This window comes from Mesorhizobium comanense (assembly GCF_005503535.1).
GTDB lineage: Bacteria > Pseudomonadota > Alphaproteobacteria > Rhizobiales > Rhizobiaceae > Mesorhizobium > Mesorhizobium comanense.
The window spans coordinates 1-12,990 of sequence record NZ_SCNN01000018.1 but is presented as its reverse complement, the minus strand read 5'-3'; the positions used below and the strand labels follow the sequence as shown (position 1 = coordinate 12,990).

Below are 12,990 nucleotides of genomic sequence, written 5' to 3'. Positions count from 1 at the left end.
TTTCGGAAAAGATCATGCTCCAACAAGGAGCTAGATCAGGGTGGCGATTCAACGAAACGTCATCCTGATTTAGTCATCTCAACAACGAGCGTGCGGTCGGCGTGAGGCGCAGCGTCTCGTCCGGCCTGGCCAAGTCGGCTTGCGCACGGTGCTGGAGAGCCTGCCACTCGGCCGACTGCGCAAGCGTCGCCTTGTAGCTCGCATGAGCGCCGGCATTGTCGAATGCTGTGACGCTGATGAAGACATTCTCGCCCGGGCGCACAGGCAATCGAGGAAAGCTGTTTTCAGCATGTTCCGTAACAAGGGCGGCCAGCTGGCGGGCGCCGCACCCTGCCATCAACGGCGCCGCCTCGATATTGAACCGGTTTGCGAAACCAACCTCGGCGCCGCGCTTCAAATGATGAATCTGGATGACAATGATTTCAGCCAGCTGTTTGTTTTGAATGGATTCTCCGGTGGTTTTCAGAGGCGCCCGATGTGCGCCCGACAGATTGAAAGCGGCTCCTGGCCATGCCGGCTTCAACAACAGCACGTCGTCGGAATCGATCATTGTCGCGTTGGCCGCATTGCGATGCATCGCCCAGACCGGGCCGCCGTAGAATGCCGAAAGCGCATCCCTGCGGGCGTCCATGCCGTCGAAGCCGCGCAGCCACACGAACATGTCGGGGCGGTCAAGATCCCGGAACTGGCCGATGATGGTCATTCCGGCGTCCTCCTGGCTCTCGATGAATTCCGCGTCGAAGAGCGCGATCAGTGTCTCGCGCTCGCCTGGCTTCAATGTGTACTGGCGCAGTTCGATGACGGGAGAGGCGAGGGTTACGGGCTTCAGCACGGCATTAGGGGGAAGGTTCATCGGGCAGTCTCCAAAAACAGGGCAATCAACCTGTTTATAAACAGACCGGTTGTCCTGTTTTGTCAACCTGCTATTGTCGCTTCATGACAGCAGAGATCGTTCGAACCATTCCTGGGGCACAAAAACGCACCAACGATCCCGAGGGCATGCGCAAAAAGGTACTTGATGTCGCCGAGGCGTCATTTCAGGAGAAGGGCTATCATGGCTCCAGCCTGGGCGATCTGATGGCGGCCGCCGGTGTCAGCGGCGGTGCGCTGCACCACCACTTCCCGACCAAGAAGGCGCTTGGCCTGGCGGTGATCGACGAGCGTGTGGCGGAGGCGGTCGCCAAGACATGGATCGGACCTGTCTTGGCCGCGGCCTCGGCGCGCGACGGAGTGCGGCTGGTGTTCGAGGCCGCGGCGGACGAACTGGAAAAGCAGGGTTTCGTGCGCGGCTGCCCGCTCAACAACCTTGCGCATGAATTGTCGCTTGCCGATCCCGATTTCCGCGCCGCTCTTGCCCGCATATTCCGCGCATGGCGCGAGGCGATTGCCGAGAAGGTCAGGGCCGACCAGCAGAATGGCGGGGAGAAAGGCATCGATCCCGAACGCTTTGCGGCACTCGTGATCGCCACCTATTCCGGTGCGATGTCGATGGCCAAGACCGCTCAGGAAGCCACGGTGCTGCGTCAATGCCTTGCGGCCCTGCCAGTCTCCGGTCAGCCGGCCGCTTGACCCTTCGGCCGCTCGGCCCGCCATCGATGACGAGGCCGTCGTCACGGTGATTGAAACTGGACGGAGAGGCGCCGCGTATGCTGAAACTGCGCGGATGATGAATCATCGTTCCCGGCCATTGTTTTCCAGACGCAGCTTCCTGATTCAGGCCGCCGGCCTTGCCGCCGCTGGTATGGCTGCGCGTCCGGCGCTCGCTCAGACCGGGCAGCGCATCCAGCCGGTCGACGCCACCTTCCTGTTCATTGCCGATGTCCATGCCTGCCGCATGGCTAGCGGCTTGAGTCCGAACTGCCAGCAGGAAGGCAAGACCGACGCGGCGCTGTTGCGCAATGTCGCGGCGTTGAATGCCGTCGCGGACAAGGACTGGCCGGCGCAAATCAACGGTGTCGCCACGGGCCTGCGTTCGGCCGGCAACCGGATCGGCATGCCGCTCGGCCTCGTCGTTGGCGGCGACATGACCGACGATGGCGGTGGTCAGATCACCCAGCCGAGCGAGGGCACGCAGCTTCTCCAGTTCAGCCAGCGCTACAGCCAGGGCGTCGGACCGGACCGTGTTCACATGCCGGTCTATGTCGGGCTCGGCAACCACGATCTCGACCAGAACGGCCCGCCGCCCCATGTCGACTGGTACCGGCGCGAAATGCGCGACTATGTCGAGGTCAACCATCGCGTCGGCGTGTTTTTCAAACCACCCGTGCCGGCCACCAGCTACGATGTCGAGACCGATTGCTATTCATGGGATTGGGGCGGTCTTCATCTGGTGCAGACGCATCGTTTCGCCGGTGACACCGGGCATGGCGCCGACTCGAGCCTGCCATGGCTCAAGCAGGATCTGGCGACCTATGCGGCGGATGGCCGCCCTGTCATCCTGTTCCAGCACTATGGCTGGGATACATTTTCGACCGAGCGATGGGATCCTGTCCGACGGACTTTCGACGATGACGGCTCCGGCGCGCCGCACTGGTGGGCCGACTCCGACAGGCAGGCGTTGCTGGCGGCTCTCAAGGGCTACAATGTTGTTGCCGTCTTTCACGGCCACCAGCACGAGACGCCGTTGGTCTACCGCCGTGACGGGCTCGACCTGTTCAAGCCGAAGGCTGCTTACATGGGTGGCTTTGCACTGGCCAGGGTGACCGGCAACGCTATGGACGTCGTGTTGGGGGAGGCAACGGACGACCACGGCGGCATCGCCTTCACCAGCGCCTTCAGCAAGGCATGGTCCATATGAGAAAGGCGGCCATTGACAGCCGCCTTTCGTTATGACCGGAGGACTTTGCTGATCAGAGTGCTTTCTTGACCTTGTCCTTTACGTCGCCATAGGCCTTCTGCACCTTGCCGGCTGCCTTGTCGGCCATGCCCTCCGCCTGTGTCTGGCGGTTACCGGTAGCCTTGCCGGCCGCTTCCTTGACCGAACCCTTGACCTGTTTGGCCACGCCGGCGATCTGATCCTTGTTCACCATGTCCGCATCTCCTGGGAGTTTTGAATTCGGAGGAATTCATTCGCGGCAAGCTAACGAGCCGGCACCGGTTAGGTTCCAAGCTTCTTAAGTTCCAGGCTTGTCGCCGGCGCCGATGAGCGACGCGGCGACTTCCGGCAGCAAGGCTGGCACGCTAGGTTGGCGGGATGCACCGGATGGAAGCTCCGGTTCGAGCATGCGCATGGGGAGGACAATGGCGGAATTCACACTCTACATCGGCAACAAGTGCTTCTCCTCATGGTCGCTCAGGCCATGGGTGGCAATGAGGCATCTGGAAATTCCATTCGAGGAAGGGTTTGTGCGGCTCCGCACGCCCGAAACCGCCGCCAATCTGGCGAAGGTGTCGCCAACCGGCCAGGTCCCAGTCCTGAATCACAATGGCAGAATCGTCTGGGAAACGCTTGCGATCCTTGAATATCTCGCCGATCTCTTTCCCGAGAAGCAGCTGTGGCCTGCCGACATCGGCGCCCGTTCGCTGGCGCGCGCGGCCGCGACCGAGATGCATTCCGGCTTTCGCGAGGTTCGCTATGGCTGGCCGATGAATTTACGGCGGCCGAAGGCTCACAAGCCGCTCGACGCCGAAGGTGAGGCGCAGCGGGCGCGCATCGAGGCGCTGTGGCGCGAATGTCGCCAAAGATACGGCAAAGGCGGCCCGTTCCTGTTCGGCCATTTCACCGCGGCCGACGCCATGTACGCGCCGGTCGCCACCCGCTTTGACACCTACGGCGGCGACCTCGCCACTGACACCAGGGCCTACGTCGACGCGGTGCTGGCGACGCCGGCGATGCGGCACTGGTATGCGGAAGCGGCCAGGGAGCCGTGGCCGGAGCCAGGGCCGGACGAATAGGCCAACGGATGCGCCATCTGCAACCGGCCACAGCCAGAGGTGGAACGGAACGTTAAGCAGCCGCATGTTTCCATCCCGAAGTGTCAGGGGTGGCAACATGTCCGGGGTTTCGCAGCTAGGACCGCAGAGCGACGGTGTCGGGCTTTCCGAACTGGTCAGCGCGCTGAGTTATGCGCTGGATATCAGTGAAGGCCACCCGACCGGCCACTGTGTCCGCGCATGCTGGATCGGTTTTCACATCGGCCTCGAGATCGGGCTGTCGCAGGCAGAGCTTTCGAACCTCTACTACACGCTTCTGCTCAAGGATGTCGGCTGCAGCAGCAACGCGGCGCGCATCTGCAGCCTCTACCTCGCCGATGACATCGCGCTCAAGCATGACTTCCATCTCATCAATGACAGCCTGCCGCAGATCCTGCGCTTCGTTCTTTCACGCACAGGCATGAAGGCCAAGCTTGCCGAACGCTTCCGCGCGCTGCTCAACATCGCCATGAACGGCGGCACCATCGCCAACGAACTGTTCCAGACCCGTTGCCAGACAGGCGCCGAAATCGTCCGCCAGATGCGGTTTCCAGAGCCCGTGGCCCGAGGCGTCATGGATCTTGACGAACACTGGAACGGGCAGGGCCAGCCCGCCCGCCTGGCAGGGGAGGCGATCTCGCCTCTCGCGCGCATTGCGCTGGTCGCCCAGATCGCCGATGTCTTCTACGCCAGTGCCGGCGCCGAAGGAGCCATCGCCGAATTGCGCGCGCGCTCCGGCACATGGTTCGAACCGTCCCTTGTCGCGGCCTGCGAGCGGGCGGCCAGCGCGCCCGGATTCTGGGCCATGCTCGATTCACCGGAACTTTCGATGGCTGTTGTCGGGCTGTCTCCGGGAGATCATCGCCTGCCTATCGACGAAGACTACCTGGACGATGTTGCCGCGGCCTTCGCCAAGGTCGTCGATGCCAAATCGCCCTTCACCAATGGCCACAGCGAACGTGTGGCCTTGTTCACGGACCTGATTGCCGAGGAACTCGGGCTGGATGATCAGCGCAGGCGGCGCTTGAAGCGCGCCGCCTTGCTGCACGACATCGGCAAGCTCGGCGTTTCCAACCAGATACTCGACAAGCCCGGCAAGCTGGACGAGGCCGAATGGGCCGCCGTTCGTCACCATCCCGCGCTCGGCGAGATCATCCTGTCGCGGATCGGCGCGTTTCGCGAACTGTCGCGCATTGCCGGCGCGCACCATGAGAGGCTCGATGGCAACGGCTATCCGCGCGGTGTGAGCGCCGATGCGATCGATCTCGATACCCGTATCGTCACCACGGCCGACATCTTTGACGCGCTGACGGCGGAGCGGCCGTACCGCGCGGCCATGCCTGTCTCCAAAGCCCTCGCGATCATGGCCGGCGATGTCGGCACGGCGATCGATCCGGCCTGCTTCGAGGCTCTGCAACGGGCCGTCATGCAACTGGATCGGATGGCTGCCTGAGCGCGCCGCCCTGCCGCCTGTCGGAGCGACGTTTGACATCGTGGTGAAATAGTCCTAGAAGAAATTCGTCGATATTTGTTTGATTGACTTTTGTTATCCGCGCTTTCAAGCGCGACTTTGACGAACTTCCCACATCAAAAATCGAGACAAACGACGTTGTGCATCCGCATGACGGCGAATGAATATTTACCATGGAAAGGGTTCGTCATGAGCACCGGCACAGTTAAATGGTTCAATGCCACCAAAGGCTTTGGTTTTATTCAGCCTGACGACGGCTCCGCCGACGTTTTCGTCCACATCTCGGCCGTCGAGCGCGCCGGCATGCGTGACATCGTCGAGGGCCAGAAGCTCGGCTACGAGATGGTCCGCGACAACAAGTCGGGCAAGATGTCCGCCGACCAGTTGAAGGCGGCCTGAAAAAGGAATTCAGCTCTCCCGGTGACCACGGATGTACTGGCACCGGTGAGGGATGAATTCTGGCGCATGGCCGCGGAGACCTGAGGTCCCACGGCATGTCGTGCGTATGAGGGGACCTGCGCATCCAACCGGATGCGCGACGTTCTCATGAAGGTCAGGCGGTGCCTGGCCTTTTTCATTTTGCCTGGCTAGCCGTCGAAAGTGCGCTGCACGCCGGCTGGAACGTGCTAAGGACGCTCCAGAAAATTCCGCTGCCGTATTGCTTTGTGCGTGGTCCTGGCCGATGACCCGGTCTCGCCCTATCGGCACCAGGCTCCTGACAGGAGAAAGATTTTGACCGCTCATTCAAAGACAGCCGCCGATCCGGCGATATCGCTGTTCAGCAAGACGCAGACCCAGTCGATGTCGCTCAATCGCATCCTGTCCGAGCGCGATGCCGTCAGCGAGGCACGGGAAGCCAAGACCGCCCGCTTGCGTGAATTGCGCCTGGAAAAGGAAGCCGACGAGATTGCCGCGGCCGCCGCACTTGCCGCGCTACCGAAACGAGCCGGAAAACGCTGATGGCCACCAAGCGCGTCCCGCCCACGCCGATCGCGGCCGATGCCACCATCGCGGATATGGTCGAAGTCCTGGACAAGCCTGTCGAATATGTCCGGCGCGTGCTCGAAAGGCTCGAGCGCTGCAAGAGGGCGTTTGGCGATGCGCAGGTGCGGATCGCCGTGCGCAGCCGCGCTGAATGCCCGAATTACCTCATTGAATATGTCCGCGAGGATCCCAAGACGCGCCAGCTGGTCACCCGTCAGGACGCGGCCTACAGCGGCAGCACGCATCGTGAACTTGGACCGCACCACATCGAGGCAGCAGGGATGTGGTCGCCGGAGGAAATGAATATCACGGCGGTTTCCGCCCTGATCGGCCGGCTGCGCAATCCGCGCGCGCCTTCGCGCCCCGACAGTGAGGACTGACGATGGCCATAAAGTTCTCCGCCAAGGCCCAGCCGGCTGCGACTCCTGCCCCTGCCAGTCCCGCCAAGGCCGTTGCCGCCGCGAAGGCCGCGGGTGAGCCCGCCGCGACCGACCTTTTCAACGCTCCCGCCGAGCCGGGGAAGGGCAAGCCCAAGAAAAAGAAGACGTAGTCGCCTTGCGGCAAGACGCGGATCGAGATCCAGACCATTCGCCAACGCACGGCATGCCGGCGTTGGTCTTCGACTGCCAGAGCTGCGGTGCCTGCTGTTCCTATTCGGCCGAATGGCCGCGTTTTTCCACGGAAGACGATGCGCAGCTCGACCGAATCCCGGCGAAGTTCGTGGCAGCCAATGAATCCGGCATGCGATGCGAGGGCGTTCGTTGCTCGGCGCTGTCCGGCGAAGTCGGCAAGGCGACGGCCTGCGGCATCTACGAAGTCCGCCCGGATGTCTGTCGCGCGTGCATGCCCGGTGACGATGATTGCCTGATGGCGCGCCGGGCACATGGATTGCCGACATTCCATGACTCTGGCCAGGATTGCGGCCAGGATCGCGGATAGCTTGCGCGCGGTCACCGCGCTGGCTACGCTGCGCCAGGGCAGGGCCGTGGAGGAAACCTTGAGCATCGAATTCCTGTTGACGTCGCTGATTATCGTGGCCTCGCCCGGCACCGGCGTTCTCTACACGCTGAGCGCCGGCCTTTCGCGCGGCGCGCGCGCCTCGATTGTCGCGGCCTTTGCCTGCACGCTGGGCATCATTCCACATATGGCCGCCGCCATCACCGGCCTTGCCGCGGTGCTACACACAAGTGCCGTCGCCTTCGAAACGCTGAAATATCTTGGTGTCGCCTATCTCCTTTACATGGCCTGGAACACGCTGAAGGAGAGCGGCGGGTTGGCCGTGGACGAGACGGTCGCGCCGCGCTCGACCGCCAGGACCATCACCTCCGGCATCCTGATCAACATCCTGAACCCGAAACTGTCGATCTTCTTCTTTGCTTTCCTGCCGCAATTCGTCAGCACCACCGAGCCGCATGCCTTTGCCAGGATGCTGGAACTGTCCGGCGTCTTCATGCTGATGACCTTCGTGGTCTTCGCCATATACGGCGTGTTCGCGGCGTCGGTGCGCAGCCACGTCGTGTCTCGGCCGATGCTGCTGACCTGGATGCGCCGGACTTTTGCCGGCGCCTTCGTGATGCTGGGTGCCAAGCTGGCGCTGGCGGACCGCTAGGCCGGTCGAAAGACAGCGCTTGCTGCCGCGAAAGCCCGGCGCTCGGCATCATGCGGCTGGGCCGCCGGTGCTATTCAAGCTCCCTGGTTCGGAAAGCAGGCCTGGGCGCTGAGGTTCGGCCCGTTCGCAAGCGATGTGATGAAGGCCGGCATCACGGTGGCGAATGTGTAGGAAACCTGGACGCTCGAAAAGCCGGACAGGCCTGAACAGGTTGTGTTGTTGTTCACAGTGATGTTGGCACTGTTCAGGATGATGCCGTCGGTCGCCGCCCGGTTGCTGATGTAGCTGGTCGCACTGGCTGCGCTGTAGGCGCCGTTCAGCGTGCAGCCGCTCTGCAGCACACCCATGCAGCGTGCTCCGGCCGCGGCGATTTCATTCAGCACATGCTGTGCCCAGTACATGCGGCCGAACTCGAACGTGCCCATGAGCATGAGCAGCACCGGCACCGACAGAAGCGCGAACTCGACGGCATTGGCGCCGGATCTGTCGCGCAGGAATGACCGGTAGAGGCTCATTGTGGTTGCACCACGGACTGCACGGTGATGCTGCCGTTCTGGACGATGCCCAGACCGCCAAAAATCGGCGTATATGGCTTGCTTGCCGTGATCGTCACGAACTTTCCCGCAATCGTGCCGTTGCTGCAGACGTTGCCGCATGCCACTGGCGTGCTCCAGGCCACCGCTCCCGAACTGCCCGTGCAATAGCAGAGGTCGGCATTGGCGGCCGTGCCGGATTGTGTCGCGGTCGACGTGTTGGCGTCATAGGCAACCGCGGCGCCATTGTTGATGACGACCTGAACACCGCCGCCATTGCCGCTCAAGCCGCTGGCGACGACTGCCATGATGTTGCCGGCCAGCGCGCTGCCGCCGGAGGAGTTGACCTTGTCGCCATTGAGCAAGGCATAGTTGGAGCCGGCCGAAACGGCAGTGCTCAACTCGAACTTTGCCTTCAGCGAGCCGCCGATATCGACAGTGCCGGCCAGGATCAGCAGAAACACCGGGCTGATCAGCGCGAATTCGACCGCCGACACGCCACTTCTGTCGCGCCGAAGCAAGGTGGCGAACGAAGAGAGTCGGCTGGCGAACGAATGGCTATCGAAGCGGCCCCGGTTTGTCATTGGACGAGACTCACCTTGCTGCTGGCGCTGCTGCTGGAGGCGGCAATACATTCGGATGCGGCCGCCGTGCCGCCCGAAAGCGTGATGCGCGAGCCGATCATCTGCAGGCATTTGCTCGTATCGCTCGCCGAGCCCAGGACGCTGGAGCCGCCATTCATGATGATAGGGCCGTAGGGGAAGTAGAATGCACCGGAAATCTGCGCGTTGGAGCCGCCTTCGGCGAAGGTGGCGCCGGCCGTGACCGAAGTCGATGTCGGCCCGATGACGGCAAGCTTGGCCGTGGCGCCGGTCTGGGGGGCGGTAAGCACGATGTTGCTGTAGCCGGCCGCTACGCAGAAGACATAGCCGCTGCAGCTTCCCGAATTCGACTTGGCCTTACCCGACAGCACCAATGTCACGTTGGTCCCGCTGACGCTGATCGTGCTGCCGCCGCAACTGGCGCTGCCGCCGCCGCTGCCGCCCAGAGCGAAATAACCATCGATCGTGTAGACGCCGGCGCCGAGCAGCACCGCGCCCGAGGCGATGAAGTTGCCCTCTACGTCATGTTGCGCGGTGGCGGGAATAACGAAGCAGCTGCCGCCTCCGCCTCCGTTCACATTGCCGACGACCTGGAACACGCCCGAGCTGGTGGCGTCGGCCATGACTGTCTTGGAGCCGCCGCCGAGCGTGATGGCATCGCCATTGCCGCCGGGGCCGATCTTGTAGCTGTTCGACGTACCGGAGCCGAAAGTGATCGTCGAGCCGCCGGTGTTGTTCAGCCCGCCACCCAGTTCGAACGTGCTCGGTCCGCCGAAGGTGAGCGTGCTGGTGTTGCACAGGCTGACCCGCGCGGTGCCGCCGCAGGTGTTGTCGCTCATGCCGAATTTGAAGGTGCCGGCGCCGAAGGTGGTTGTGCCGCCGCCGCCCGTCGTCAGGCCCTTGGTGAAGTTGAAAGCGCCTGCGCCGAAGGTCGTGGTGCCGGCCGTGGTGACCTGCTTGCCGATGTTGTAAGTGCCTGCGCCGAAAGTCGTGGTCCCCGCGGTGGTCAAGGTCTTGGCGAAATTGTAGGTGCCTGGACCGAAATTGGTTGTGGCGCTGGTCGTGAAGTCACCCGCGAAATTGTAGACGGTCGTCGCGGCCCCCGAAGTGGCGAAGTTCAGATTGATGCCGCCGCCGATGGTCACGGTGCCCAGATTGACCGTCGTTTTGCTGCCGCAACTGAACGTCCAGGTCGGCTGGGACCAGGAAGCGGTACAGCCCGCGGCTATGGCGGCATTCGTCGTCGCGGTTTGATCCCACGCAAAGTCGATGTTGGTCCCGGTGGTGTTGGTCGGCGCGGCGGGAGCAGTCGCTGCCGACATTGCCGCGACCGTCGAGAATCGGGCCACGGCGGCCGTGACCGCCGAATTGCCGGCCAGCGGATCGGGGGTCGACGTCTTGGTGATCACCGCCGCCGCTCCGCCGGGCCCGGTGATGCCGTTGCAGGGCTGGCTCGGGGCAGCGGCCGAATTGTAGTTGACGCCGATCGCCGAAATGCTGGTGCCGCAGGGAACAGTCACCGTGTTGTTCGAGGAAACGGTACATTTCGGCGCCGAGATCGAGGTGCCGCCGCTCAGCGTTATGCCGGTCTGGGTGCCGTCAAGCGCCAGCATGCATCCGGGCGTCTGCGGCTTGGCGCCGATCTCGGCCACGGAATTGGCGTAGATCTGCAATTGTTGGCGATCACTCATGACACGCGCCAGGAGCAAGGTCTTGTAGGTATTGATCGACACCGAAACGGCGTTGACGCCGGCCGTTTTGGGCGAAGCGACCAGACTCACCTGCACGTTGCCGGCGGGAACGCCGTTGAGCACCGCCACGCTGACGGCGGTGGCGGTCATCTGATCGGTGGACTGGTTCTTGTTGTAGGCGAGGGCGCCCGCATAGGCGGACAGGTCGGCGACGCGCTGATTGTCGGCACGCTCCACCAGGGCGCCGCCATATTCAGTGACCAGCGCGGCCATGCCGATCAGTAGCGGCAGCACAAGCGCCGAGACAATCAGCACGTTGCCGTCGCGGTTTTGCAAAAATCGCCGGAGAAATTGCATCGATGATTACCCGACACGCCACACGCTGGAGCAACCCAGCCGTGCTCTTGCCCTTTAGTAATCGCAAATATGTTAAAAAATATTGTCCGACAAATTTGCGCGATGTCACCAGATCGCACTCGAAGCTGCTGATTTTGCTGGGAAACTGCTCATGAAATAGGCAGTACCAGCAAGGCGAGACCCGCTGGGCGATTTGATGGCGCGGGCCATGACAGGGGCGCCGTTGATCTAGGATTGTAGGGTAAGGGGAAGTCTCCACAGTGCTGATAACTGTAACGGCACGACGAAAAAGGGCGCCTTGCGGCGCCCTTTCCGTAGCTGAAGCGTGCTTTATGGATTTCTTAGAAATCCATGCCGCCACTCAAGCCCGCTTGCGGGCTTGAGCAACTTAAGCTCATGGGCGTGCTTTATGGATTTCTTAGAAATCCATGCCGCCCATGCCGCCCATGCCGCCGCCGCCCATGCCGCCAGGCATGCCGCCGCCAGCCGACTCCTTCTTCGGAGCCTCCGCGATCATGGCTTCGGTGGTGACGAGCAGGCCGGCGACCGAGGCCGCGTCCTGGAGAGCCGTGCGCACGACCTTGACCGGGTCGACGATGCCCATGGCGATCATGTCGCCATATTCGCCCGACTGGGCATTGTAGCCGAAGGTCGCGCCCTTGTTCTCAAGGATCTTGCCGGCAACGATCGAAGCTTCCGCACCGGCGTTGGCAGCGATCTGGCGGGCCGGAGCCTGCAGAGCACGACGCACGATGTTGATGCCAGCAGCCTGGTCGGCATTGGCGCCGGCAGCCTTGATGTTGGCCGAAGCGCGCAGGAGAGCGACGCCGCCGCCTGCAACGATGCCTTCTTCCACGGCCGCGCGGGTCGCGTTCAGAGCGTCGTCAACGCGGTCCTTCTTTTCCTTGACTTCCACTTCTGTCGCACCGCCGACGCGGATCACCGCAACGCCGCCCGCCAGCTTGGCGAGACGTTCCTGCAGCTTCTCCTTGTCGTAGTCCGAGGTGGTCTCTTCGATCTGCTGCTTGATCTGGGCAACGCGGCCCTGGATCTCGGCCTTCTTGCCGGCGCCGTCGACGATGGTGGTGTTCTCCTTGGAGATCGACACCTTCTTGGCGCGGCCGAGCATGTTGAGACCGACGTTCTCGAGCTTGATGCCGAGGTCTTCCGAGATGACCTGGCCACCGGTGAGGATGGCGATGTCTTCCAGCATGGCCTTGCGGCGATCACCGAAGCCCGGCGCCTTGACGGCGGCGATCTTCAGGCCGCCACGCAGCTTGTTGACGACCAGCGTGGCCAGAGCCTCGCCTTCGACGTCTTCCGAGATGATGAGCAGCGGCTTGGAGGTCTGAACGACAGCCTCGAGAACCGGCAGCATGGCCTGGAGGTTGGAGAGCTTCTTCTCGTGCAGCAGGATGTAGGCGTCTTCCAGATCGGCGACCATCTTGTCGGCGTTGGTGACGAAGTAGGGCGACAGGTAGCCGCGGTCGAACTGCATGCCTTCGACGACTTCGAGTTCGGTCTCGGCGGTCTTGGCTTCCTCAACCGTGATGACGCCTTCGTTGCCGACCTTCTGCATCGCTTCCGCGATCATCTTGCCGACCGACTCGTCGCCATTGGCCGAGATCGTGCCGACCTGGGCAACTTCCTCGGAGGTCTTGATCTTCTTGGCAGCCTTGCCGAGAGCCGCGACGACTTCGGTGACAGCCAGATCGATACCGCGCTTCAGGTCCATCGGGTTCATGCCGGCGGCAACCGCCTTGTGGCCTTCCTGGACGATCGACTGCGCCAGAACGGTCGCGGTCGTGGTGCCGTCGCCGGCGATGTCGTT

16 protein-coding genes are annotated in these 12,990 nt (G+C 62.8%); 10 read left to right on the top strand and 6 right to left on the bottom strand.

Annotation, left to right across the window (positions count from 1 at the left end; genetic code table 11):
• Positions 1-73: 73 nt before the first annotated feature.
• Complete coding sequence (locus tag FFS37_RS25410; protein ID WP_332311904.1) at positions 74-919, bottom strand: NIPSNAP family protein; 846 nt, start codon at positions 917-919, stop codon at positions 74-76.
• A gap of 80 nt (positions 920-999) precedes the next feature.
• On the opposite strand from FFS37_RS25410, the gene FFS37_RS25405 reads away from it, so the two are divergent.
• Both FFS37_RS25405 and FFS37_RS25400 read left to right on the top strand, forming a co-directional pair.
• The gene (locus FFS37_RS25405) at positions 1,000-1,569 is read left to right on the top strand and encodes a TetR/AcrR family transcriptional regulator (protein WP_137933722.1); all 570 of its coding nucleotides are present in this window, start codon (positions 1,000-1,002) and stop codon (positions 1,567-1,569) included.
• A 94-nt stretch (positions 1,570-1,663) separates the two neighbouring features.
• Positions 1,664-2,797, top strand: coding sequence for a metallophosphoesterase (locus tag FFS37_RS25400; RefSeq protein ID WP_137933721.1), 1,134 nt, complete (start codon positions 1,664-1,666; stop codon positions 2,795-2,797).
• 52 nt (positions 2,798-2,849) lie between these two features.
• Here FFS37_RS25400 and FFS37_RS25395 read toward each other — a convergent pair whose 3' ends face one another.
• The gene (locus tag FFS37_RS25395; protein ID WP_137933720.1) at positions 2,850-3,029 is read right to left on the bottom strand and encodes a CsbD family protein; all 180 of its coding nucleotides are present in this window, start codon (positions 3,027-3,029) and stop codon (positions 2,850-2,852) included.
• Positions 3,030-3,240: 211 nt separating this feature from the next.
• Here FFS37_RS25395 and FFS37_RS25390 point away from each other — a divergent pair, with 211 nt between their 5' ends.
• From FFS37_RS25390 to FFS37_RS25360, 8 genes are all read left to right on the top strand, one after another.
• On the top strand, positions 3,241-3,894 hold the full coding sequence (locus FFS37_RS25390) for a glutathione S-transferase family protein (protein ID WP_137933719.1): 654 nt from the start codon (positions 3,241-3,243) through the stop codon (positions 3,892-3,894).
• A 97-nt stretch (positions 3,895-3,991) separates the two neighbouring features.
• Positions 3,992-5,365, top strand: a complete 1,374-nt coding sequence (locus tag FFS37_RS25385) for an HD-GYP domain-containing protein (protein ID WP_137933718.1) — start codon at positions 3,992-3,994, stop codon at positions 5,363-5,365.
• Positions 5,366-5,572: 207 nt separating this feature from the next.
• The gene (locus FFS37_RS25380) at positions 5,573-5,782 is read left to right on the top strand and encodes a cold-shock protein (RefSeq protein ID WP_010915421.1); all 210 of its coding nucleotides are present in this window, start codon (positions 5,573-5,575) and stop codon (positions 5,780-5,782) included.
• A 333-nt stretch (positions 5,783-6,115) separates the two neighbouring features.
• On the top strand, positions 6,116-6,343 hold the full coding sequence (locus tag FFS37_RS25375; protein ID WP_137933717.1) for a hypothetical protein: 228 nt from the start codon (positions 6,116-6,118) through the stop codon (positions 6,341-6,343).
• A complete protein-coding gene (locus FFS37_RS25370; protein WP_137933716.1) occupies positions 6,343-6,747 on the top strand; it encodes a hypothetical protein in 405 nt (134 codons plus the stop codon). The genes FFS37_RS25375 and FFS37_RS25370 overlap by 1 nt, the downstream gene beginning before the upstream one ends.
• 2 nt (positions 6,748-6,749) lie before the next feature.
• Positions 6,750-6,917 (top strand): hypothetical protein, encoded by a 168-nt coding sequence (locus FFS37_RS35845; RefSeq protein WP_171026415.1) that lies wholly within the window; start codon positions 6,750-6,752, stop codon positions 6,915-6,917.
• 53 nt (positions 6,918-6,970) lie between these two features.
• The gene (locus FFS37_RS25365) at positions 6,971-7,306 is read left to right on the top strand and encodes a YkgJ family cysteine cluster protein (protein WP_137933715.1); all 336 of its coding nucleotides are present in this window, start codon (positions 6,971-6,973) and stop codon (positions 7,304-7,306) included.
• Positions 7,307-7,364: 58 nt separating this feature from the next.
• Positions 7,365-7,976, top strand: coding sequence for a LysE family translocator (locus FFS37_RS25360; protein ID WP_137933842.1), 612 nt, complete (start codon positions 7,365-7,367; stop codon positions 7,974-7,976).
• Positions 7,977-8,050: 74 nt separating this feature from the next.
• Here the strand turns inward: FFS37_RS25360 and FFS37_RS25355 are convergent, their stop codons facing one another.
• The 4 genes from FFS37_RS25355 to groL all read right to left on the bottom strand — a co-directional run.
• Entirely contained in the window at positions 8,051-8,491 is a 441-nt protein-coding gene (locus FFS37_RS25355) for a TadE/TadG family type IV pilus assembly protein (protein ID WP_137933714.1), read from the bottom strand.
• A complete protein-coding gene (locus tag FFS37_RS25350; protein ID WP_137933713.1) occupies positions 8,488-9,093 on the bottom strand; it encodes a TadE/TadG family type IV pilus assembly protein in 606 nt (201 codons plus the stop codon). Before FFS37_RS25350 ends, FFS37_RS25355 begins: the two co-directional genes overlap by 4 nt.
• Entirely contained in the window at positions 9,090-11,159 is a 2,070-nt protein-coding gene (locus tag FFS37_RS25345; RefSeq protein WP_232375765.1) for a pilus assembly protein TadG-related protein, read from the bottom strand. Before FFS37_RS25345 ends, FFS37_RS25350 begins: the two co-directional genes overlap by 4 nt.
• Positions 11,160-11,577: 418 nt before the next feature.
• Positions 11,578-12,990 (bottom strand): chaperonin GroEL (groL, locus tag FFS37_RS25340; protein ID WP_137933712.1); only part of this gene is annotated, 1,413 nt, incomplete at its 5' end.

Coding starts and splice junctions, on each gene's coding strand:
- FFS37_RS25405 (WP_137933722.1), top strand. CDS start 1,000: ATGCGCAAAAAGGTACTTGATGTCGCCGAGGCGTCATTTCAGGAGAAG.
- FFS37_RS25400 (WP_137933721.1), top strand. CDS start 1,664: ATGATGAATCATCGTTCCCGGCCATTGTTTTCCAGACGCAGCTTCCTG.
- FFS37_RS25395 (WP_137933720.1), bottom strand. CDS start 3,029: ATGGTGAACAAGGATCAGATCGCCGGCGTGGCCAAACAGGTCAAGGGT.
- FFS37_RS25390 (WP_137933719.1), top strand. CDS start 3,241: ATGGCGGAATTCACACTCTACATCGGCAACAAGTGCTTCTCCTCATGG.
- FFS37_RS25385 (WP_137933718.1), top strand. CDS start 3,992: ATGTCCGGGGTTTCGCAGCTAGGACCGCAGAGCGACGGTGTCGGGCTT.
- FFS37_RS25380 (WP_010915421.1), top strand. CDS start 5,573: ATGAGCACCGGCACAGTTAAATGGTTCAATGCCACCAAAGGCTTTGGT.
- FFS37_RS25370 (WP_137933716.1), top strand. CDS start 6,343: ATGGCCACCAAGCGCGTCCCGCCCACGCCGATCGCGGCCGATGCCACC.
- FFS37_RS35845 (WP_171026415.1), top strand. CDS start 6,750: ATGGCCATAAAGTTCTCCGCCAAGGCCCAGCCGGCTGCGACTCCTGCC.
- FFS37_RS25365 (WP_137933715.1), top strand. CDS start 6,971: ATGCCGGCGTTGGTCTTCGACTGCCAGAGCTGCGGTGCCTGCTGTTCC.
- FFS37_RS25355 (WP_137933714.1), bottom strand. CDS start 8,491: ATGAGCCTCTACCGGTCATTCCTGCGCGACAGATCCGGCGCCAATGCC.
- FFS37_RS25350 (WP_137933713.1), bottom strand. CDS start 9,093: ATGACAAACCGGGGCCGCTTCGATAGCCATTCGTTCGCCAGCCGACTC.
- FFS37_RS25345 (WP_232375765.1), bottom strand. CDS start 11,159: ATGCAATTTCTCCGGCGATTTTTGCAAAACCGCGACGGCAACGTGCTG.